The sequence below is a fragment of the Pseudoalteromonas 'SMAR' genome, assembly GCF_048515945.1.
GTDB lineage: Bacteria > Pseudomonadota > Gammaproteobacteria > Enterobacterales > Alteromonadaceae > Pseudoalteromonas.
On the sequence record NZ_JBLWMW010000002.1, the window covers coordinates 95,878 to 117,337 of the forward strand.

General features: G+C 46.9%; 20 protein-coding genes and 1 pseudogene. 7 read left to right on the forward strand and 14 right to left on the reverse strand.

The window, feature by feature from the left end; genetic code table 11:
* Positions 1-13 precede the first annotated feature (13 nt).
* Positions 14-343 carry a 5-carboxymethyl-2-hydroxymuconate Delta-isomerase gene (locus ACNKW2_RS01720; RefSeq protein WP_419147006.1) on the reverse strand — a complete coding sequence of 110 codons (330 nt, stop codon included), beginning with the start codon at positions 341-343 and terminating at the stop codon, positions 14-16.
* 83 nt (positions 344-426) lie between these two features.
* On the opposite strand from ACNKW2_RS01720, the gene ACNKW2_RS01725 reads away from it, so the two are divergent.
* The 5 genes from ACNKW2_RS01725 to ACNKW2_RS01745 all read left to right on the forward strand — a co-directional run bounded on the left by ACNKW2_RS01725 (position 427) and on the right by ACNKW2_RS01745 (position 4,972).
* Entirely contained in the window at positions 427-1,221 is a 795-nt protein-coding gene (locus ACNKW2_RS01725; RefSeq protein ID WP_419147007.1) for a hypothetical protein, read from the forward strand.
* Positions 1,202-1,825 (forward strand): LysE family transporter, encoded by a 624-nt coding sequence (locus ACNKW2_RS01730; RefSeq protein ID WP_419147008.1) that lies wholly within the window; start codon positions 1,202-1,204, stop codon positions 1,823-1,825. The genes ACNKW2_RS01725 and ACNKW2_RS01730 overlap by 20 nt, the downstream gene beginning before the upstream one ends.
* A complete protein-coding gene (locus ACNKW2_RS01735) occupies positions 1,825-2,325 on the forward strand; it encodes a gamma-glutamylcyclotransferase family protein (RefSeq protein WP_419147009.1) in 501 nt (166 codons plus the stop codon). The genes ACNKW2_RS01730 and ACNKW2_RS01735 overlap by 1 nt, the downstream gene beginning before the upstream one ends.
* A gap of 65 nt (positions 2,326-2,390) precedes the next feature.
* The gene (locus ACNKW2_RS01740; protein WP_419147010.1) at positions 2,391-3,953 is read left to right on the forward strand and encodes a serine hydrolase; all 1,563 of its coding nucleotides are present in this window, start codon (positions 2,391-2,393) and stop codon (positions 3,951-3,953) included.
* A 98-nt stretch (positions 3,954-4,051) separates the two neighbouring features.
* A complete protein-coding gene (locus ACNKW2_RS01745; RefSeq protein WP_419147011.1) occupies positions 4,052-4,972 on the forward strand; it encodes a histone deacetylase family protein in 921 nt (306 codons plus the stop codon).
* 1 nt (position 4,973) lies between these two features.
* Here the strand turns inward: ACNKW2_RS01745 and ACNKW2_RS01750 are convergent, their stop codons facing one another.
* Positions 4,974-5,276 (reverse strand): DUF4144 family protein, encoded by a 303-nt coding sequence (locus ACNKW2_RS01750; RefSeq protein ID WP_419147012.1) that lies wholly within the window; start codon positions 5,274-5,276, stop codon positions 4,974-4,976.
* Positions 5,277-5,353: 77 nt separating this feature from the next.
* On the opposite strand from ACNKW2_RS01750, the gene ACNKW2_RS01755 reads away from it, so the two are divergent.
* Positions 5,354-7,870, forward strand: a complete 2,517-nt coding sequence (locus ACNKW2_RS01755; RefSeq protein ID WP_419147013.1) for an EAL domain-containing protein — start codon at positions 5,354-5,356, stop codon at positions 7,868-7,870.
* On the opposite strand, the gene ACNKW2_RS01760 is transcribed toward ACNKW2_RS01755, so the two are convergent.
* The 12 genes from ACNKW2_RS01760 to rsmD all read right to left on the reverse strand — a co-directional run bounded on the left by ACNKW2_RS01760 (position 7,843) and on the right by rsmD (position 20,856).
* Positions 7,843-8,664, reverse strand: a complete 822-nt coding sequence (locus ACNKW2_RS01760) for a DUF2797 domain-containing protein (RefSeq protein WP_419147014.1) — start codon at positions 8,662-8,664, stop codon at positions 7,843-7,845. The two genes, ACNKW2_RS01755 and ACNKW2_RS01760, sit on opposite strands and share 28 nt — an antisense overlap.
* Before the next feature lie 260 nt (positions 8,665-8,924).
* Positions 8,925-10,208 carry a phosphoribosylamine--glycine ligase gene (gene purD, locus ACNKW2_RS01765; protein WP_419147015.1) on the reverse strand — a complete coding sequence of 428 codons (1,284 nt, stop codon included), beginning with the start codon at positions 10,206-10,208 and terminating at the stop codon, positions 8,925-8,927.
* 15 nt (positions 10,209-10,223) lie between these two features.
* Entirely contained in the window at positions 10,224-11,060 is an 837-nt protein-coding gene (locus ACNKW2_RS01770) for a class I SAM-dependent methyltransferase (protein WP_419147069.1), read from the reverse strand.
* Between the two features lie 99 nt (positions 11,061-11,159).
* Positions 11,160-12,746, reverse strand: a complete 1,587-nt coding sequence (gene purH, locus ACNKW2_RS01775) for a bifunctional phosphoribosylaminoimidazolecarboxamide formyltransferase/IMP cyclohydrolase (protein ID WP_336568700.1) — start codon at positions 12,744-12,746, stop codon at positions 11,160-11,162.
* Between the two features lie 208 nt (positions 12,747-12,954).
* A complete protein-coding gene (gene fis / locus ACNKW2_RS01780) occupies positions 12,955-13,245 on the reverse strand; it encodes a DNA-binding transcriptional regulator Fis (protein ID WP_010374122.1) in 291 nt (96 codons plus the stop codon).
* A gap of 46 nt (positions 13,246-13,291) precedes the next feature.
* Complete coding sequence (gene dusB, locus ACNKW2_RS01785) at positions 13,292-14,257, reverse strand: tRNA dihydrouridine synthase DusB (RefSeq protein ID WP_419147016.1); 966 nt, start codon at positions 14,255-14,257, stop codon at positions 13,292-13,294.
* A gap of 301 nt (positions 14,258-14,558) precedes the next feature.
* Positions 14,559-15,431: a 50S ribosomal protein L11 methyltransferase gene (gene prmA, locus ACNKW2_RS01790; protein ID WP_419147017.1), complete on the reverse strand. Its 873-nt coding sequence runs from the start codon at positions 15,429-15,431 to the stop codon at positions 14,559-14,561.
* 81 nt (positions 15,432-15,512) lie between these two features.
* Positions 15,513-17,360: an RNA polymerase sigma factor RpoD gene (rpoD, locus tag ACNKW2_RS01795; protein WP_419147018.1), complete on the reverse strand. Its 1,848-nt coding sequence runs from the start codon at positions 17,358-17,360 to the stop codon at positions 15,513-15,515.
* Positions 17,361-17,482: 122 nt separating this feature from the next.
* A complete protein-coding gene (gene dnaG, locus ACNKW2_RS01800; protein WP_419147019.1) occupies positions 17,483-19,222 on the reverse strand; it encodes a DNA primase in 1,740 nt (579 codons plus the stop codon).
* Positions 19,223-19,416: 194 nt separating this feature from the next.
* Entirely contained in the window at positions 19,417-19,863 is a 447-nt protein-coding gene (locus ACNKW2_RS01805; RefSeq protein ID WP_336568723.1) for a GatB/YqeY domain-containing protein, read from the reverse strand.
* Positions 19,864-19,883: 20 nt separating this feature from the next.
* Positions 19,884-20,099 carry a 30S ribosomal protein S21 gene (rpsU, locus tag ACNKW2_RS01810; protein WP_010362466.1) on the reverse strand — a complete coding sequence of 72 codons (216 nt, stop codon included), beginning with the start codon at positions 20,097-20,099 and terminating at the stop codon, positions 19,884-19,886.
* A 169-nt stretch (positions 20,100-20,268) separates the two neighbouring features.
* Positions 20,269-20,856 carry a 16S rRNA (guanine(966)-N(2))-methyltransferase RsmD gene (rsmD, locus tag ACNKW2_RS01815; RefSeq protein ID WP_419147020.1) on the reverse strand — a complete coding sequence of 196 codons (588 nt, stop codon included), beginning with the start codon at positions 20,854-20,856 and terminating at the stop codon, positions 20,269-20,271.
* Between the two features lie 258 nt (positions 20,857-21,114).
* Here rsmD and ACNKW2_RS01820 point away from each other — a divergent pair.
* Positions 21,115-21,460, forward strand: a pseudogene (locus tag ACNKW2_RS01820) (signal recognition particle-docking protein FtsY); the annotation flags it as partial.

Consider the following 21,460-nt stretch of genomic DNA (forward strand, 5'->3'; position numbering starts at 1 on the left):
CTCGAATAAAAAATTAGTTTTTGCGGTATATCTCGGGTAATAAATCGTAGCAATGCACCGATAACGCAAATTGTTCAGGGACCTTAGCCTGTAACAACTTAAGTGCAGCCTCTGCCAAATCTTGTTTTTGCGCCGTGGTTCTGCCCGCCATTAAATGAATTTGCAAATGAATAAAACCTTGCTTGCCATTTCCTAATTGAAAGTCACTAAATGCCATGGCGCGAGTTTTTACTGAGGCTGGGTCAAACAGGCCATAAGCACAAGCAAATTGTTGTACTTGAGAAACCAATGCTGCGGTTTCAATAGGTAAGTTATCTGAATGTTCGAGCACAAAGTGGGGCATGTTCTACTCCCGAGGTTTTGCATTGAGATCAGAGTTTATGCTATTTATCAGGGGTTATTCCAGAAAAGACTGAATTATTAGCTATGTTATCTCTATTTAAATCTTCGCCTTTGTTAAGTGAAGAGGAAACCCAGTGGCTTATTGATACCTTTGTGTGGGCGTTTGAACACTTTGATGGTGAGTATTTTCTTAGCCAAAGCAAGATCATTACACCCACAGTAGAGTGTTTTCCTGAGCCGGTTTCTAGCATTGAAGAAATGGCAAGCGTAGTGTTTGCCCGGGTTAAAAGCTATGCAGGGTTGCAAAATTGGCCCATACAGGTGGTCAGTCCGGCGCAAATGAGTGCGGCTGGGGCCATGCCAAAATTGCAGCTGGGGACGCCATTAAGAGGTGAAAACGCTCAAGTTGCAGGGCCTGCGGACGCCGTAAAGGTGTCGTTTAATCCTAATCAGATTAATCAACCCCAGGACTTAGTGGCCAGCTTTGCTGGTGCCCTTGCCAGAGTACTCATTTATCAGCGTGGCGTGTTGCCACCGGGGGGCGAAGCACAAATCGATGCTGCGTGTGATGTCTTGGCAAGCTTTTTTGGTTTTGGTGTTATGGTATCGAATACGGTGTACCATTTCCGTGGTGGTTGTGGCTCATGTTATAACCCTTATGCTAATCGGCAAGCGGCTTTGACCGAACAGCAAAGTGTTTTTGTGCATGCCTTGGTGTGTTACTTCAAAGGGAAGAAGCACGGTCACAAGCATTTAAAGTCGCATTTAGTCGGACAGTTTAAAAAAGCCACGAAACAAATTCGCAGCCTGATTAACAACTCAGAACGCGGTGACTTGTTAGCCTTACAGGAGCACGCCCATGCTCGCTTACCTGGATGAGTTTATTTTAATCGCTCTGGCGCATTTTTTTGCCGTCGCCAGCCCAGGCCCTGACTTTGCTATTGTGCTAAAGCAAAGTGTCCAGCAAGGTCGAGCCAACGCGCTGTGGACCAGTGCTGGAGTTGGCGTTGGCATACTTGTGCATGTGAGCTACTGCCTCTTAGGTGTGGCGTTGTTGTTATCACAGTCGCCGTTGTTATTCACCAGTGTACAGTATTTAGCGGCAGCGTATTTAGCTTACCTAGGTGTGCAAGCGTTACGCACTGCGAAACCGCAGCCGCAACAAGCAAACATGGCTAAAGCTGCGGCTATTGAGTCACATTGGCTGGCGTTTAAACGTGGCTTTTTGGTTAATGCCCTAAACCCAAAAGCAACGCTGTTTTTCCTTTCACTTTTTACCCTAGTGATTGAACCCAGTACACCCACTGGGGTGCAGCTGTTTTATGGCCTTTATATGGCGCTGGCGACTTGGCTGTGGTTTTCATTTTTGTCTTTAATATTATCTAAGCAGCAGGTGAGAGCGTTTTTTCATCGTGCAGGGCATTGGTTTGACCGCGGCATTGGTGTGATATTGTTGCTGCTTGCAGTAAGATTGGTGGTGTAATGACGGATAGAAATATAATTAACTTTAGTTTTGGCTCGAATATGTCAACCGCAAGGTTGTTAGCGCGTCTACCGCAGGCGCAGCTGTTGGGGGTCGGCAAACTGAGCGGTTACCGCTTAACCTTTGATATGCTCAGCACCGATGGCTCAGCTAAGTGCAGTATTACTACTTGCCATCCTAGCAGTGAAGTGTATGGCGTGCTGTATGCGCTAAATCATGCTGAAAAACGCCGTCTCGATGAAATTGAGGGCAGTCGCTATCATTGTCGCAATTTGGCGGTTGAGCATCTTGGTCACGGCCATGTCGAGGCATGGTGCTATATTGCCAATACGTTTATTGAGCAGCAGCTGCCATATGACTGGTATGTGCAGCATGTCTTGGCGGGAGCCAGAGAGCACCAACTGCCGAGTGACTATATTAACGCGATTGCGGATCAGCAACACGATATAGACCCTGATACCACAAGGCGCGAGAAAGAGCTGGCAATTTACAACTTTTAATGACCATGGCAAGTTGCCGCAGTGGGGCAGTGCCATATCATCTTAAGCTTACTCAAGGATAAACAATGAAAATAAAAAAATGGCTACTGTCATCTGGGCTGCTGGTTGTTAGTGCTTTAACTACGGTGGCCAATGCCGCGGTGGTTCAACAAGATGTCGATAAGGCTGTCAAACAGGCTATGGAGCGCTTTGATATTCCAGGCCTAGCGATTGGTATCGTGGAAAACGGCAAGGTTGTTATGACCAAAGGGTATGGTGTTACCCACTTAGCCAACCCCACGGCGGTGAATGCCGACACCTTATTCGGTATTGCTTCAAACACCAAAGCATTTACCGCGGCGGCACTGGCAATGCTAGTGGACCAAGGCAAACTCAATTGGGATGATAAAGTCATTCAACACATCCCTGAATTTACCCTCTATGATGCCTATGCAACGCGAGAAATGACCATTCGCGATTTATTGAGTCATCGCAGTGGGTTGGGGCTTGGAGCCGGTGATTTAATGATTTGGCCTGATACCGATAAGACTATGGCTGAATTAATTGCTGGCATTGCTAAGTTAAAACCCAGCTCAAGCTTTCGCAGTCAATACGCCTACAACAACTTAATGTTTGTTATGGCTGGGGAGGTGGTAAGCCGAGTCAGTGGCAAAGATTGGCGTGATTTTGTTGAGCAAGAAATGTTTGTGCCCTTAGACATGGATGACTCCAAGGCTGGTTTTTCACGTATTCCCAGCAGCAATACCAACTGGGCGACTGGGCATATTCCAATGGACGGCGAGCTGACGCCGTTTTTTGTAAACTATCTCGAAGATTTTCGTGGCGCAGGTGCCATTGCCTCCAATGTTGATGATATGACTAAGTGGTTACAAACTCAGTTAAATCAAGGAGTCATGCCATCTGGAGAGGTGCTATTCAGTGACAAGCAGCAACGGCAAATGTGGCATCCGCACATTATGCGCTTACCCTCGAATAAAGCGGCAGCAACGTACCAACAACAATTTAAAGGCTATGGCTTAGGCTGGGGAATTGAAGACTATTTTGGCTATAAGAAAGTAGGCCATGGCGGCGGCATTTTGGGCATGGTGTCACAAGTGGCGATGATCCCTGAGAAAAAGCTAGGCGTGGTGATATTGTCGAATCAGCAAAAATACCCAGCGTTATCGGCTATCGTTAATGAGGTGTTTGAAGACGCCCTTGGACTGGAAGAGAAAGATTGGGTCACCCTGATCGCCGATGACTATTTTGCCAAGCGCGAGGAGCTGTATGCTCAAGCCGGCGTTATTGAGGTTGACGAGCCGCAACCGGCCTTACCACTACAGCACTACACCGGCACATTAACCAGCGACTGGTACGGTGATGTGGTTATTGAGTTATTGGATGGTGATTTACGCATTGATTTCACTCATACCAAACAGCTCAAGGGCACTTTGCAGCATCACAGTGGCAATACCTTTGTGGTGCGCTGGGATGAGCCTTTACTCGAAGCAGATGCCTACATCAACTTTACTGTTGATAAGTCGCAGCAAGTGAGTACTGCCGAGATGGAGTTTGTGAACCCTAAGATCAGCGATTTTAGTTTTGATTTTCATGATTTGGCGCTCCATGCCAAAGACGTCAATCATTAACGCGACCAAAGTAGCAAAGCCCGTCTGTACGGGCTTTGCTATAGTTAGCGCAGGTAATCAGTTTTATAGGACTGCAAAGTCAAAGGACCAAGCTCATCATGCGCACTGCCATTATTACCCACCCGAATTGTAGAAAACATAAGATGATTGCCGATCACCCTGAGTGTCCGGCACGGCTAGACGCTATTTCCGATCGTCTGTTGGCTTCGGGGTTGGATATTGCTCTGGAGCACAAAAGTGCGCCGAAAGCAGAACCTGAGCACTATGCTTTGGTGCACGACCAAGCGATGATAGCCGAAGTGATGAATAAAGTTCCTGAGCAGGGACTGGCTGAGCTTGATGGTGATACTTGGCTTTGCCCCGATTCATTTAAAGCCATTGAGCGTGCAGTAGGGGCTGGATTGCTGGCGGTGGATGAAATACTGGCCGGAGAGTTAGAAGCGGCATTTTGTGCTGTTCGCCCACCTGGCCACCATGCTAATCAAAGCACCTCATCTGGGTTTTGTGTTTTTAATAATGTCGCGATTGCCACAGCCTACGCCAAAAGCAAAGGGGTAGAGCGGATCGCTATTTTAGACTTTGACGTGCACCATGGAAATGGTACCCAAGATATCTTTAACCAAGATCACAGTGTGTTATTTTGTTCACTGTTCCAATACCCCTTTTACCCTAATACCGCCATCGAAAATCACCAATCGTTGATCAACTCCCCTTTGCCGGCAGGCGCCGGTGGTGACGATCTAAAAGCGTTATTTTTACAACAGTGGCTACCCAAGCTTGAAGCCTTTGCACCGCAATTGATTTTTATCAGTGCCGGCTTTGATGGCCACTTAGAAGACGAAATGGGTGGTTTGCAGTTTGTCGAGCAAGACTACCACTGGTTTACCGAGCAAGTCGTGGCGTTTGCTAAGCAGCACGGTTGTTTGGGGATTATTTCTTACCTTGAAGGCGGCTATGATTTATCGTCTCTGGGTCGCAGTGCCGTGATGCACCTGAAAGCACTGGTGGAAGACAGCTAGTTTATGCCCATTCAGACAGCAGGCTAAACGCTTGAGAGACATCTTGTAGCTGCAGTTTACTGACACAGCACTGGCCTTCGGCAATGAGTTGTTGCTGCACTAAGGCCGTCAACTCCGCCATTCCCAGGGTGGTGACCTTATTCCCTGCCAAATCAAAACATTGACCGTCTTCTAAGATATAAAAGGTATCACGCTTAGTCGCTTCATCAAGGCCATGTAGGCTATCGTTAAACGTTTCTTCAGAGTCAATAAACTCAATACTTTGGTCTAATACCAGCAGTCGTGGGTAGGGTTTTTTGGCCATAATTTGTTCTCAGTCAAACTCCATATTGGGAGCTGTAAGTATACTGCAAAGCTCAATAATATTGCGAGAGTGTGCTTATGGTTGGTGATTCGCGCCAGTTACAGATAAAAGAAGTGTTTACCAATGAGCTGTTGTGTTGTGATGAACAAACCAGCTTATACGATGCGGTGGCAAAAATGCGTGCTAACCGAGTGAGCTCTATCTTTATTACTCAAGATGACAACATCGTTGGGATCTGGACGGAGTCGGATTGTGTTAAGCTAGACTTTAACGACAAAAACTTTACCCAACGCGCCATCAGAACTGTGATGACCACACCGGTTCAGCGCATCGCCATCGATAAAACCCTCAGTGAAGCCACGGTAAAATTCCATCAGCTTGGGATCCGTCATTTGCTGGTAGTCGATGACCAAGGTAAACCATGTGGTGTGGTTTCCCTGTCTGATATTGTCCGCAGCCAAGGCCTTGACCACTATTTACACTTTCGCCCTATTGAACAGCACTATGATGCCAATGTTATGATCCTTGACAGCGAAGAGTGCGTTTCTGTGGTCATTGCCACCATGCGTGAGCATAAGCTCACTGCGGTGCTGATCTACAATAAGGCGTTAGACGAATACGGGATCATCACCCAGCGCGATATTGCCTATATTATTCTTAATCCCGATTGGCGTCAGCCATGCTGGCAATTAGCCAGTTACCCCATGCTTGCTACCACCCCCAAAGACAGCTTATTTGACGCTTACCGTTTAATGACGGTTAATTCTATCCGGCATTTAGTGGTTAAGTGCCCTGATACAGAGCAAGTCATCGGCTTGCTGGCACTGAAAAACGTGCTGACCGAAATAGAGACGGCCTACTGCAGTGAACTGGAAAAGGTCTTGGTACAGCGTGATATTGCATTGCAAAAATCGCAAAAGAACCTGTACCTTGCGAATCGTATCATCGACGCTTCCTTAGACGGCATTATGATCACCAAAAGCAATGGTGAGATTATGCAGATCAACCCGGCATTTACGGCTTTAACGGGCTACAAAGACTACGAGGTGATTGGCAAAAACCCCAGTATGTTAAGCTCGGGATTGCATGATGAAGCGTATTATGAACAAATGTGGCAGGCGCTGAAAAGTAATGGCGTGTGGCAAGGGGAGATCTGTAACCGCAGAAAAAGTGGCGAAGTGTATGTTGAGTGGCTGACCATCATTGAGATCAGAGAGCCCTCTAGCGAAGAAGTATTGTATGCGGCGATTTTCAGTGACATTACCGAGCGTAAAAATGCCGAAGAGAAGATTGCGCGGCTAGCTTACTTTGATGAATTAACTGGCTTACCGAACCGGCGTTTATTTTACGACCGGCTATCTATGGCGTTGGCGTCTGCTCACCGTTACCAGCAGCAACTTAGCGTTATGTTCATCGATCTCGACCGCTTTAAAGAGGTCAATGATTCGCTCGGCCACAGTGCTGGTGATGAGCTATTAGTGCAAGTCAGCGAGCGAATTAAAGGGATCTTAAATGAGGGCGATACCCTAGCGCGGCTGGGTGGCGATGAGTTCGTGGTGTTGCTCACCGAAGTCAATGGCATGTCAGAGGTCACAGACTTTGCCGACTCGGTTTTGATGGCGCTCTCGGCGCCATTCCAATTAGGAGATATGCAGGTGGCTGCCACCGCCTCCATGGGCGCGGCAATTTACCCCGATGACGGTCACGACTCTGAAACCTTGTTAAAACACGCCGATGTTGCCATGTATCGCTCCAAAGAAGTGGGGCGCAACTCGTTTCAGCTGTTTGAAGCGTCAATGAACGCTCGTTCGTTTGAGCGCTTATCGATGTTAAGTCGCTTCCAAAAAGCGCTAGAGAACGACGAATTTGAACTGCACTTTCAACCTCTTCAGTGCCTTAGCAGTAGTCGAATTGCCAGCGTTGAGTGTTTACTGCGGTGGCAGGATCCCAATCTTGGTATGATTTCACCAGGGCAATTTATTCCTTTGGCTGAGGAGCTTGGGCTTATCATTCAACTGGATCAATGGGTGATTAATAAAGCCTGCCAGCACTTGGCGCAGTGGCAACGAGATGGCATCGATATTGAGCGTATCGCCATTAATATTTCCGCTTCTCATGTTAGCCAAGGCGACCTTTATGGTTGCATTCTCGAGGCTTTGAATAAACACCAGGTGGAAGGCAAATACTTGGAGCTGGAACTCACCGAGAGTAGTTTTATTAGTAACTTGCATGAAGCGAAATACACCCTGAAGAAATTAAAAGAGCTGGGTATTCGTTTAGCCTTAGACGATTTTGGCACCGGTTACTCGGCGCTGAGTTACTTAACTAAACTGCCCATTGATACCTTAAAAATAGACGCCAGTTTTATTGCTAAAATTCCCGATGAGTACGGCAACAGTGAGATTGTCAGTGCCATCATTGCTATGGCTAAAGCATTAAAATTGCATGTGGTCGCTGAAGGGGTCGAAAAGGCGGTGCAGAAGCGTTACCTGCGCAAGCTCGGCTGTCATAGTATTCAAGGGTATGTCTTCTGCAAGCCGTTGGCAGAAGACGCATGGAGCGAGTTTTACGAGTCAGAGAAAGTGATTTCGTAGGAGGTAAACTTACGAATATTAATGACGCCATTATCAAAAATTAGATATTGGCCCTTAATACCTTGTAACACGCCGCTGACGACAGGATCTTTATCAAAGTTAAACGAGGTAATTTTGCTGGGGTGCTCAGTCACTGGGAAGGTAAGATCCACCACTTCCTCATCTAATACCTCAATGGCGGTGGCGCCAAATAGCTCTGCCAGCTCGTCGAGTTTGCCCTGAATGTGTGGGATTAACTCGGCGGCTTTGGCTTTTAAGTCTATTTCTGGGTTTATGCCTTTTAGCATGTTGCGCCAGTTGGTTTTATCGGCAATAAACTCGGCCAGTGCCACTTCAACTAAACCAGATTGGTGACGGGTTTGTACTTTAAAAATCGGCAGTGCTTGTGTCGCTCCTTGGTCAATCCAACGCGTCGGAACTTGCGAGTGACGGGTGATCCCCACTTTCAGTCCGGAGGTATTGCCAAGGTAAACATAGTGGGGGATCATGCAATTTACCTCTCCCCACTCAGGCTCGCGGCAAGTACCTTGATCAAAGTGACAAGTCTCAGGTTTCATAATGCACATGTCGCAGCTTGCCAGCTTTCTCATGCAGACAAAGCAATGGCCCTGAGAGTAGCTTTTCTTGGTTTTTTTACCGCAATTACTGCAAAAAATGTTGCCGCTAAAGGTTAAGGTAATGTGCTTACCAAAGTAGTCATTCAGTGGAACCAAATCCTCGCCAACTGGGAGTTGGTATTGAACCGGTTCAACCAGCTCGGATCTGAGCTTTTTAAGTGTGCCTTGAACTTGCATCTGTGCCCCTAGTGATGCTCATAGCAACCCGCATTAATATTTGATCAACTTGAAAGAGCCAATTCGACGTTAACTGCGTTAAAAATTTCTTATTCAGAACAACTAAATAGTAAAAGTTTCGCCTAGTTACCGACCGAGTTTTCTTACCTCAAATAGAGCTTTTAATTAAGCGGCTTGATATCAAAAGTCGTAGCATAGCAGATCTAAAAAGGCCAGCATAGTTGCTGGCCTGATGTTAGTTTGGCGGCTAGCGCAGTTGCTTAGCTTTCCCGAACAATCGCACGGTGAGCGATATCCGTGCGGTATTCTACGCCATCCCAGTGAATGTCTTTCACCAAAGAGTAGGCGCGTTTTTGCGCTTCAGTCACGGTGTGTCCAAGTGCCGTTGCACATAGTACACGGCCACCGGCAGTAACCACGTTCTCGGCATCGGTTTTGGTACCCGCGTGGAATACTTTTTCGCCTTCAGGGTAGTTGACTTGTAAACCTGAGATAACATCGCCTTTGGGGTAGCTACCAGGATAGCCTTTAGCCGCCAACACGACGCCTACTGCAGCGCGAGGGTCGAAGTCGATGGTGGTTTTGTCCAACTCTTCACGGTTTGCCGCTTCAATTAGCTCGACTAAATCAGACTGCAAACGCAGCATGATAGGCTGAGTTTCAGGATCGCCAAAACGACAGTTGTATTCGATCACCTTGGGTGTACCGTCAGCGGTGATCATTAAGCCTGCGTATAAAAAGCCAGTGTATGGATGACCTTCAGCAGCCATACCCGCTACGGTTGGGTTGATCACCTCTGCCATAATGCGATCGTGAACCTCAGGGGTCACTACTGGGGCAGGAGAGTATGCACCCATGCCACCTGTATTTGGCCCTTCATCGCCGTCATAAGCGCGTTTGTGGTCTTGGCTGGTGGCAAATGGCAGAATATTTTTACCGTCAACCATAACGATAAACGAGGCTTCTTCACCTTCTAAAAATTCTTCAACTACCACGCGGCTGCCAGCTTCACCAAAGGCATTACCAGCCAGCATATCGCGGATAGCGGCTTCCGCATCGGCTTCCGTCATTGCCACAATAACGCCCTTACCAGCGGCTAAGCCGTCGGCTTTAACGACAATGGGAGCACCTTGTGCTTTGACATAGGCAATGGCTGGCTCGATTTCTTCAAAGGTTTGATAAGCCGCCGTAGGAATATGGTGGCGAGCTAAAAAATCTTTGGTGAAAGATTTCGAACCTTCTAACTGCGCTGCCGCTTGGGTAGGACCAAAAATGGCCAGACCCGCTTCACGGAAGCGGTCGACCACACCCAGTACTAATGGGGCTTCAGGTCCTACAATAGTAAGCTCTACTTGCTTTTGCTGAGCAAAATCAATTAATGCATCAATGTCTTCAACGGCAATTGAGACATTTTCTAACTTAGGTTCTAGGGCTGTACCAGCATTACCTGGTGCAACAAACACTGTTTTCACAGCGGGGTTTTGTGCGGCTTTGAACGCAAGCGCGTGCTCACGCCCGCCGCTGCCAATGACAAGTACATTCATGGCGAAGTTTTCCTATTAAAGCTTTTTGAATTTTAAGGTCATGCGGTCGCTTTCCCCAATCGCCTTATATTGCGCCGCTTTTTCTTCTCCTAGTGCTAGACGAGGAGGAAGTGTCCATACCCCTTTAGGGTGGTTGGCGCTATCTAGGGGGTTGGCGTTAATGTCGCTGCTTTCTACTAATTCAAATCCAGCTTGCTTGGCAATATCAATCACATAACTTTGTTTCATGTAGCCTGATGATTTTTGATCAGCCAGTTTACGATGCTCTGGCAAGCGGTGTTCAACCACACCTAAAATACCACCTGGCTTGAGGGCTTTATTAAACGCTTGAAACGCGCTTAAAACGCCTTCATCGCCTTTGCCCATATACCAGTTATGAACGTTGCGGAACGTCAACACCATATCGGCACTGCCAGCTGGGGCAATGTCGGAGTGGGTTACCGGTGCAAACTCAGTGATCTTCACTTCACTGAAATCAGGGTTAGTGGCGACCTTTTCTTTATAGCCTTTCAGCGAGCGCTGATAATAACCAACCTCAGAGTCCGCAGGGAAGTGGGCGGCATAGTAGGTGCCTTGGCCTTTTACTAATGGTGCTAGGATTTCACTATACCAACCGCCGCCAGGGGCGATTTCAACCACTGTCATGCTTGGCTCAACAGCAAAAAAGGCCAGTGTCTCGGCTGGATTACGATATTGGTCGCGGGCGCGATAGTTGTCGCTACGGTTATCGTTATCGACTGCTTTAACAATAGCGCTTGGTAGCTGTGCTGATGTATCTGATTGCGTTGCTTGGCATCCTACTAGGGTAGTAAAAACCGCTGCAGCGATAAGAGACTTAATACCTAGGTTCATCATTAGTTTCCTTCATTCTGTTATGATTATGCTATCACCAGAGTACTGGAAATTAGTGAAAACAAAAAGCGCGAAACGGTGAGTTTCGCGCTTTAATGTTTAGTGGCGGAAGTGGCGCATGCCAGTAAAGACCATGGCCATGCCCGCTTCATCAGCGGCGGCAATGACTTCCTCATCTCGCATTGAGCCACCAGGCTGAATAACCGCCGTAATGCCGGCCTCTGCCGCGGCATCGATGCCATCGCGGAATGGGAAGAAGGCATCTGAAGCCATTACCGACCCCGGCACTTCTAAGTTTTCATCAGCCGCTTTAATACCAGCGATTTTAGCCGAGTAAACGCGACTCATTTGACCTGCACCCACACCAATGGTCATGCCATCACGGGCATAGACAATGGCATTGGATTTAACAAATTTAGCGACCTTCCAGCAGAACAACAGATCTTTTAACTCTTGTTCAGTAGGCTGGCGTTTAGAAACCACTTTGAGGTCATCTAACCCCACCATGCCTTGGTCACGGTCTTGCACTAAGATACCGCCATTGACACGTTTGATGTCAGTGCCGGTGGTTTTGGTTGACCACTGGCCGCACTCTAGTAGGCGCACGTTCTTCTTCGCTGCCACGATTTGTGCCGCTTCTTCAGAAATGCTTGGGGCAATAATTACTTCAACAAACTGGCGCGCAACAATGGCTTCTGCGGTATCGCCGTCTAGCTCACGGTTAAAGGCAATAATACCGCCAAACGCTGAAGTTGGGTCGGTTTTAAAGGCACGGTCGTAGGCGGCAAGAATGTTGTCATCTACTGCAACACCACACGGGTTAGCGTGTTTCACAATAACACACGCCGGTTGCTCAAATTCTTTCACGCATTCAAGCGCGGCGTCAGTGTCGGCGATATTATTGTAAGATAACGCTTTACCTTGTAGCTGCTTCGCGGTGGCAACTGAGGCCTCTTCAATGTCGTTTTCAACATAGAAAGCGGCGTCTTGGTGTGAGTTTTCACCGTAGCGCATATCTTGCTTTTTGGTAAATTGCATATTGATGGTGCGTGGGAACTTGGTTTCCTCGGCAGCTTCTTCGGTGTGATCTGGCACCATCTTGCCGAAGTAGTTGGCAATCATGCCATCGTACTGTGCGGTATGCTCATAGGCGGCAATAGCAAGGTCAAAGCGCGTTTTATAAGTGGTTGAGCCCTGGTTAGCTTTCATCTCATTGATTACGCGGCCATAGTCTTTGGCATTAACCACAATGGTAACGTCTTTGTGGTTTTTGGCTGCGGCGCGTACCATAGTTGGGCCACCAATATCAATATTTTCGATAGCGTCTTCCAGTGAGCAGTCAGCTTTCGCAACCGTTTGTGCGAAGGGGTATAAGTTGACTACTACCATGTCGATCGCTGAAATATTATTTTCAGTCATCACGTCTTCGTCTTGGCCGCGACGTCCTAGAATACCGCCGTGAACTTTCGGGTGAAGTGTCTTTACGCGACCATCCATGATCTCTGGGTGGCCAGTGTAATCAGAAACTTCTGTTACCTTAATGCCGTTGTCTGCAAGGAGTTTACAGGTACCGCCAGTTGATAAAATTTCAACGCCTTGGGCTGCAAGGGCTGAGGCGAATTCAACGATACCGGTTTTGTCTGACACGCTTAATAGGGCGCGACGAATTGGACGATGTATATCCATGATGGTTCAGGTTTCCTCAATGATTAGTTAAGGGCTAGCTTAGAAAGACGCTATTTTAACGCATTCTGGCGCAGAAGACGATGCATATTGCCGTGATAAAGGTGAGAAAAATGTGATAAAGAAAGGATAAATGTCCGCAGCCTACTGAATTATTTCCAATAAAAAAGCACCAACCGGTGCTTTTTTATTTTTGCATTGAAAGCGGCGATTAGTTCATGCCGTATTTTTTCAACTTTTTGCGAAGTGTGCCACGGTTAATACCCAGTAGGATCGCCGCGCGCGTTTGGTTACCACGAGTGTAAGTCATCACCTCTTCTAATAAAGGTGCTTCAAGCTCAGAAAGAACTAACTCATAAACGTCTTGTACGTCTTGACCATTAAGCTGCTTCAGGTAGTGGTGCACAGCTTTTTTTACTGCATCGCGCAAAGGTTGCGGTTTCTCTTGTGACTGAACATGAGCGTTAGTAATAAATGGAGAAGTCACATTTTGTTCGAACATCGTTATGTCTCTTTCTTAGTTAGCCTGTAGGGGAAAGTGGTGTTACTTACCCCAATGTTTCAAAATAGTCTTCTAATGCTTGGACCTGCGCTTGTGGCGTTTCCAAGGCATTGAATACTCGCCTAAATTGACCTTCGTGGTCATGGGCTTGCAAATACCAAGACACATGTTTGCGTGCGATACGCGCTCCCATTGGCTCACCGTAGAATTGATGAAGGTTCACTAAGTGCTCCATCATTATTGCCTTTACCTCTGCTATCTCAGGTGTAGGCAAGTGCTCTCCGGTGCGCAAATAGTGGTCTATCTCTCGGAAAATCCAAGGACGACCTTGGGCGGCTCGACCAATCATGATGGCATCTGCGCCCGTATAATCCAAAACCTGCTTGGCTTTCTCTGGCGACGTGATATCACCATTGGCAACCACAGGGATAGATACTGAACGTTTTATCTCTCTTATCGTGGCGTACTCCGCTTCACCTTTGTACATGCATTTGCGCGTGCGGCCATGTACGGCAAGCGAGGCAATACCTCGACGTTCAGCAATTTTCGCAATCTCAACCCCATTACGGTTATCGGTATCCCAGCCAGTACGAATTTTCAAAGAAACTGGTACATCAACAGCATTCACGACTGCTGTGACAATCTCTTCTACTAACTCGGGATACTGTAATAATGCAGAGCCTGCGAGTTTTTTGTTCACTTTCTTAGCGGGACAGCCCATATTGATATCTATGATCTGCGCGCCATTTGCTACATTAAACTGAGCCGCTTGCGCCATCAGCTCTGGATCAGCGCCAGCTATTTGCACCGAACGTATGCCCGACTCACCACTGTGATCCATGCGATTTTGCGACTTATCGGTTTTCCACACTTTTGGATTTGAAGACAACATTTCCGAAACCGCCAGCCCGGCACCAAGCCGACGACATAACTGCCGAAACGGTCTGTCGGTGATCCCAGCCATGGGCGCTACGATAAGATTGTTTTCAAGTTGGTATGGACCAATTCGCACTTCAGTTTAATCCGCCTTTCTTCAAGGGGCGCTAAGTTTACGGTTTTTTTTGCAAAAATCAAAGGTTATAAATTGAACATAATTGCTTTTTTTTTGAGCTTGATGGGTTGACTTTTGATAACAACCTGAGAGTAATGATTATTTGCTCGAAAAATGTGCAAAGTTGACTTTTTGCGGACTTTCTGTCTGCAAAAAATGGCCTGTAAAAAATGCGTAAAGCCTGTTAAATACAGGCTTTACCAGTTATAAACTACTAACTTATTGCGGTTGTGTGAGTTTGCAATTTTGAGCCGTGATTGCGTTACTTTTTCACTCCGCTCACCCGAGTCCATTCGCCTTCTTGAGCCACCTCATCCAAATTCAGGAAAGGGGCATACACATCAGCAACGCTTTGTGCTTGCTCTGCTAGGATCCCTGACATGGCAATCTTACCGTGTTCACCTAAGAAGCCTAAGATCACTTGGTGGAGCTCACGTAGTGGCTGGGCAAGAATATTGGCGACAACGATGTCGGCGGTAAACTGCGGCTGGTTTTCTGGTAAGTACACTTCCAGTTGCTCGGCCACGCCATTGCGCTCAGCATTGTCTCGGCTAGCAAGTAATGCTTGAGGGTCAATATCAATACCGATCACGCGCTCGGCGCCCAGCTTAATGGCAGCAATACCTAAAATGCCGGAGCCACAGCCAAAGTCGACCACGGTTTTACCACTGAGGTCTTGCTGTTCTAACCACTGTAAGCACAGTGCCGTGGTGGCGTGTGTGCCGGTGCCAAACGCAAGACCTGGGTCCAACAACACGTTAACGGCGTCAGGGTCGGGAATATCGCGCCAGCTCGGGCAGATCCATAAACGCTCACCGAACTTGATGGGGTGGAAGTTATCCATCCACTCGCGTTCCCAGTCTTTGTCCTCGAGCTGCTCTAACTTGTATTTTAGTGGTTTATCATGCAGAGCTTGTAGATAGTCAACCACGGCTTGCATATCGTGACTGGCATCAAATAAACCAATAACTGTGGTCTCTGGCCATAAAATGACTTCGCCGGGCTTAGGTTCGTATACCGGGTTATTTTGGCTATCCATAAACGTGACTGAAGGACAGCCAACGTCCATCAGTAGGTCGCTAAGGGCATCGGCATCGGCTTTATCAGCATCAATTCGGATTTGGATCCAGGCCATGAGTGTTTACCTTTGTGTTGCGGTTATTATTAACTATAAAAAAGGCCGCTACATAGCGGCCTAGTCTTATTCTGCTATCTGTTAGCCTTTAACATCTAAAAAGCTTTTTAACAGATCTGAGCGTGATGGGTGGCGTAGCTTACGCAGCGCTTTGGCTTCAATCTGACGAATACGCTCACGGGTAACGTCAAACTGCTTACCTACCTCTTCAAGCGTGTGGTCGGTGTTCATGTCGATACCAAAACGCATCCGTAGTACTTTGGCCTCACGTGCTGTTAGTCCTGCTAACACCTCGTTGGTGGCACCACGTAGGCTCTCCATGGTGGCAGAGTCAATTGGTGAATCGATTGTGGTATCTTCAATGAAGTCACCAAGATGTGAATCTTCATCATCACCAATGGGCGTTTCCATGGAAATTGGCTCTTTGGCGATTTTCAGCACCTTACGGATTTTGTCTTCTGGCATCACCATGCGCTCTGCTAGCTCTTCTGGGCTAGGCTCACGACCCATTTCCTGTAGCATTTGACGAGAGATACGATTGAGTTTGTTAATCGTCTCTATCATGTGTACTGGGATACGGATGGTTCTTGCTTGGTCAGCAATCGAGCGAGTAATTGCCTGACGGATCCACCAAGTAGCATACGTTGAAAACTTATAACCACGACGATATTCGAACTTATCTACCGCTTTCATCAGACCGATGTTACCTTCTTGGATCAAGTCCAAGAACTGTAAGCCACGGTTGGTGTATTTTTTCGCAATGGAAATAACCAGACGTAAGTTGGCTTCAACCATCTCTTTTTTCGCGCGGCGAGCTTTCGCTTCACCAATGCTCATACGACGGTTGATATCTTTAATGCGCTCGATACTCAGGCCTGTGCCTTCTTCAAACGCTTTCAATTTATTAATGCAACGCTCAATTTCAGGCTTCACTTCAGCTAGTTTTGCTGAGTGTTTCTCACCTGATGCGATTTCAGCATCGATCCAAGCAGTATCGGTTTCGTTATTAGCAAAATGCTTAACAAACAGTTTCTTTGGTAGCTTCGCTACTTGAACCGCTTGTTTCATGATGATGCGCTCTTGTACACGCACTTTGTCCATCATGTCACGCATGTTATTGACCATGCGATCGAACTGCTTCGGTACTAGTTTGAAGGTACGGAAGTGATCACCGATTTCTTTAATCGCGGCTTGCGCATCTGGGTGTGAACGGCCTTTGCTAGCAAAGATTTCACGGGCATTGTTATACAAAGAACGCAGGCGCTCGAAGTGTTCACGGGCCTCTTCAGGATCTGGGCCTGAATCGCCTTCTTCTTCGTCGTCATCGTCATCGACGTCGTCATCTTCGTCTTCTAAATCTTCGTCACTTAGCTCAGAGCCAATGTGAGTTGCCGAGATAGGAGCATCACCATCTTCCACGGCATTAGGATCAAAGAAACCAGAAACAATGTCGCTTAGGCGCATTTCTTCGGCTTCAAATTTATCCCACTGCTCAAGTAGGTAAGTGATCGCTTCTGGGTACTCAGCAACAGAAATTTGTACTTGGTTGATCCCTTCTTCAATGCGTTTTGCGATTTGGATCTCACCTTCACGCGTCAGAAGCTCAACAGTACCCATTTCACGCATGTACATGCGAACTGGGTCGGTAGTGCGGCCAATTTCTTTTTCTACTGTAGCTAGAGCCGCAGCGGCTGCCTCGGCAGCGTCCTCATCTGTTGTGGTTTCTTGCATCATCAACTCGTCAGCATCAGGCGCATTTTCAGAGACCTGAATACCCATATCGTTGATCATGCTAATGATGTCTTCTACTTGATCTGAGTCAATGATGTCTTGTGGAAGGTGATCGTTAACTTCTGCAAAAGTTAAGTAACCTTGCTCTTTACCTTTCTGAATCAGAAGTTTGAGTTGTGACTGAGGAGTTTGATCCATAGAGAAATTTGCTTCCACTCTGAAAAGTTGATACAACAGGCGCCAGCTAAAACACAGCTAAAATTTTGATGACGCAGTGAATAGAACAGTATAGCACCGAAAATCTTGATTGACTAGGGCTTCTAGCGTTTTAGCGCTTGTGTTAACAAGGCCAGCTCAAGCCGTTCCTCTTTGTTTAGTCCTTCGGTTTTGTCCTTAATAGATAAGGTCTCATGACGGTAATTTAAACACTGATCTTCAATAAATTGAAAAGTATCTTTAAATTCTGCTTCCAGCCGCTCTTCACTGACCCCATGTTGCCATACCGCTAACTTTTGCAAGGCACTGAATTCGCTTTGTTCACGAAAGTACTCCAGTAACTGTGCTGTCGTGAGCTGTTGATTTTGTATACACAGTGATTGCAATTTTAACAACAACTCAATTCCTGGGATGGCCATTTCAGCCAGCTCTGGCATATATTCCACTTGCCTACCTAGCTGAGGGTGCTGTAACAGTAGGCCAATTGCGCGGCGCATGGGGGTCACTTTAAATTGCCGTTCAATTTTGTGTTGGTGTTTATTGCTTGCCAGCTTAGCACTCAGTTGTTCACGAGTACGACCGATTAACCGTGCTAGGGTCTCCAGCAGGGTTTCTTGATAATAGTCACTGGGAATTTTATTAATCAGTGGGATCGCATCACTTAATAACTTGGCTTTGCCGGCATCGTTGGTTAAGTCGCACTGTTCACGGAGCTTATTAAAAATGACTTGAGTGTAATCGGTGGCATCCTCGTAGCGGGCTTCAAATGCCGCTTTGCCTTCTTGTTGCACTAAGGAGTCGGGATCTTCGCCGTCGGGGAGAAAGACAAACTGCAGTGACTTACCGTCTTTTAAGTTGGGTAACGCGTGCTCTAATGCTCGCCACGCGGCATCTCGACCTGCGCGGTCGCCATCATAACAGCAGATCACACGATCGGTATTGCGAAACAAGGTTTGCATATGTTCAGCCGTGGTGGCTGTGCCTAGCGCAGCAACGGCATAATCAATGCCTTGTTCAGCCAATGCCACAACATCCATATAGCCCTCGACGATTAATACTTTTTCGAGGTTTTTATGGGCTTGTTTTGCTTCATAAAAACCATAAAGCTCAAAGCTTTTATGAAAAATACGGGTTTCCGGTGAGTTGAGGTACTTTGGCCCTTGTTCATCACCCATAATACGTCCGCCAAACGCCACCACGCGACCGCGCTTATCTCGAATTGGGAACATTAAACGATCGCGAAAAAAGTCAAATTGACGACCAGGGGTTTTCTCTGATGCTAACTTTAAATCCAGCAGTTGTTGTTTGTGCTCTGGCTTGCGAGCCACTTGTTGGCATAACGACTCCCATTCTGGCGGTGCGTAGCCAATCATAAATTTTTGTACTGTTTCACCACTTAGCCCACGACCTTTAACGTAGTCGATGACGGCGGCTGCATTGCTATGGTGTTTTAGTTGGTGCTGATAGAACTTGGCCGCCTGTAACATCAAATCGTAGTCAGATTTTTTTTCTTCGAATGAACGCTGTGGCCCTTGAGGTGCATTTTCTCTGGGAACTTCAAGGTTCATTAGGGCGGCAAGCTCTTCAATGGCATCGACAAATTCGAGTTTTTCGTACTCCATCATAAAAGTAATGGCGTTACCGTTGGCGCCACAGCCAAAGCAGTGATAAAACTGCTTTTCTCGTGAAACAGTAAAGGAAGGCGTTTTTTCATTGTGAAAAGGACAGCAGGCTTGGTAGTCTTTTCCTGCTTTTTTTAATCCTACACGGCTATCGATTAACTCGACAATGTCTGCTCTTGCCAGTAAGTCATCAATAAATTGTCTAGGGATTTTACCTTTCATGTATGTTCCGTTGTCGACGCTAATTGTTCGACATTATACCAAGTAACAGAAATAAAAAATCAACTTCTCATTATTTGCCAGATAAAATGTCGCAGATAGCAAAGGTGAGTTGGATAACAGCGAAGCTGGCCCAAAAACGAAGAAACCGAGCACTGGGCTCGGTTTGCTAAATCTATCATACTTCAGTATGTGGGTTAGGCAGTTAGTCTTTGCTTAATTAAGCCAGACAATTTGCCCATGTCAGCGCGACCCTCGGCTTTAGCCTTGATGGCGCCCATGACTTTACCCATGTCTTGCATGCCAGATGCACCGGTTTGTGCAATCACAGCATCAATAAGCTCAACCACTTCTTCGTCACTTAAAGGTTGTGGAAGAAAGGTTTCTAGTACGCTGATTTCGTTAGCTTCAATTTCAGCTAAATCTTCACGACCAGCTTCAGTATACTGGTTATAAGAGTCGCGACGTTGTTTAACCAGCTTCACCAAGACGGCGGTAATACCGGCATCATCGAGTGTTACTTGATTGTCGATTTCTCGCTGTTTAATTTCAGCAAGTACCGCACGAACAGCACCAAGACGAGTTTTGTCTTTGGCTTTCATCGCTTCTTTTTGTGCATCTTTCAGCGTAACTAATAAGCTCATTGCAGCAAGACCGTCACTGATTAGTATAATTTAACGCGACGTGCGTTTTCGCGAGAAAGCTTCTTCATGTGGCGCTTTACTGCAGCCGCTTTTTTACGCTTACGCTCTGCAGTTGGTTTTTCATAGTGCTCGCGACGACGAACTTCTGAAAGGATACCTGCTTTTTCACATGAACGTTTGAAACGACGTAGTGCAACGTCAAACGGTTCGTTTTCTCTTACTTTAATAACTGGCATTAAAAATTCACCTACCTAATTAATGAGCTAAGCTCTAATTTGGCTACAAAATAGCCAATTGGTTCAAAAATGGTGCGGTATTGTAATCCGAAGCAATAGCGCATGTAAAGTCTAAATTATAGCTAAAACCCGAGCGCCTGTCACATCCGCAACTCGGGCATAACCTTGGTTATGTTCTGCGGTATAACCGGCATGTCACTTGGCCTGCTTGTTTTTCTTTTACAATCGACCAGTTAGCTGGGAACTGGGGATGAGCCTCGCGCTCAAATTCAACATAAATAAGGGCCTGTTCGCTAAGCCAAGCCTGGCTTTCTAGCAGCTCGCAACAAGGTGCGAGGAGGTTTTTTCTAAATGGTGGATCGAGAAACACTAAATCAAACTGTTGCGCAGAACGATTCTGGCCAAGCTCGGTTAATGCATCAGCGTTGATAATGTTGGCATTAGTTAACTGCAATAATTCACTATTGTTTTGCAGTTGCTGGGCGGCGCAGCGGTCAAGCTCAATAAAAGTGGCCTCAGCAGCAAACCGTGATAGCGCCTCAAATCCCAAGCTTCCGGCACCAGCAAAGCAGTCCATCACCTTGGCATCGCGGACATCCATCATCAACCAATTGAACAGGGTTTCTTTTACTCTATCGGTGGTGGGTCTGAGTCCTTCGATATCATGCACAGGTAGCTTACGACCGCGGTATTGACCGCTGATTATGCGAATAAACCCTGTTGCTTTGCTATGTTGCTTCGGCTTTGTTCTTCTCATGTTAACGTTACTGTATTAATAGCTGTGGTTTATTGCTTCAGGATTTTTCATCTTCGAGGATCGTGGTACACTTGCTGGCAATTTTATCATACATATTTAGGTTGCCACTGCTGGCAATCTCTCGAGCCCAAAACAATGGTTATGCCGGTCTTGCTGCCTTAGAGCAACTGATGAGTCCGGAAACGATGAGTAGTGTATCAATATCAGCGCAACTTTGCTTTGGGTTTATGCAATTTAATAACACGGTCAGAAGTGAATATGGGAAAGAAAAATAAGTTTTTATCTTGGTTAGGTTTTGGTAAGTCAGATAAAGCAGAGCAAGAAGCTGAACGCCAAGCACAACAAGAGCAGCAACAGGCCGAACAACTAGCGCAGCAAGCCAAAGAACAAGCCGAGCGTGAAGAGGCAGAACGTCAGGCGCAGCTGGCCAAAGAACAAGCTGAACGTGAAGAGGCACTACGTCAGGCACAGCTGGCCAAAGAGCAAGCCGAGCGTGAAGAGGTAGAGCGTCAGGCGCAGCTGGCGAAAGAACAAGCCGAGCGTGAAGAAGCAGAACGTCAGGCGCAGCTGGCCAAAGAACAAGCCGAGCGTGAAGAAGCAGAAC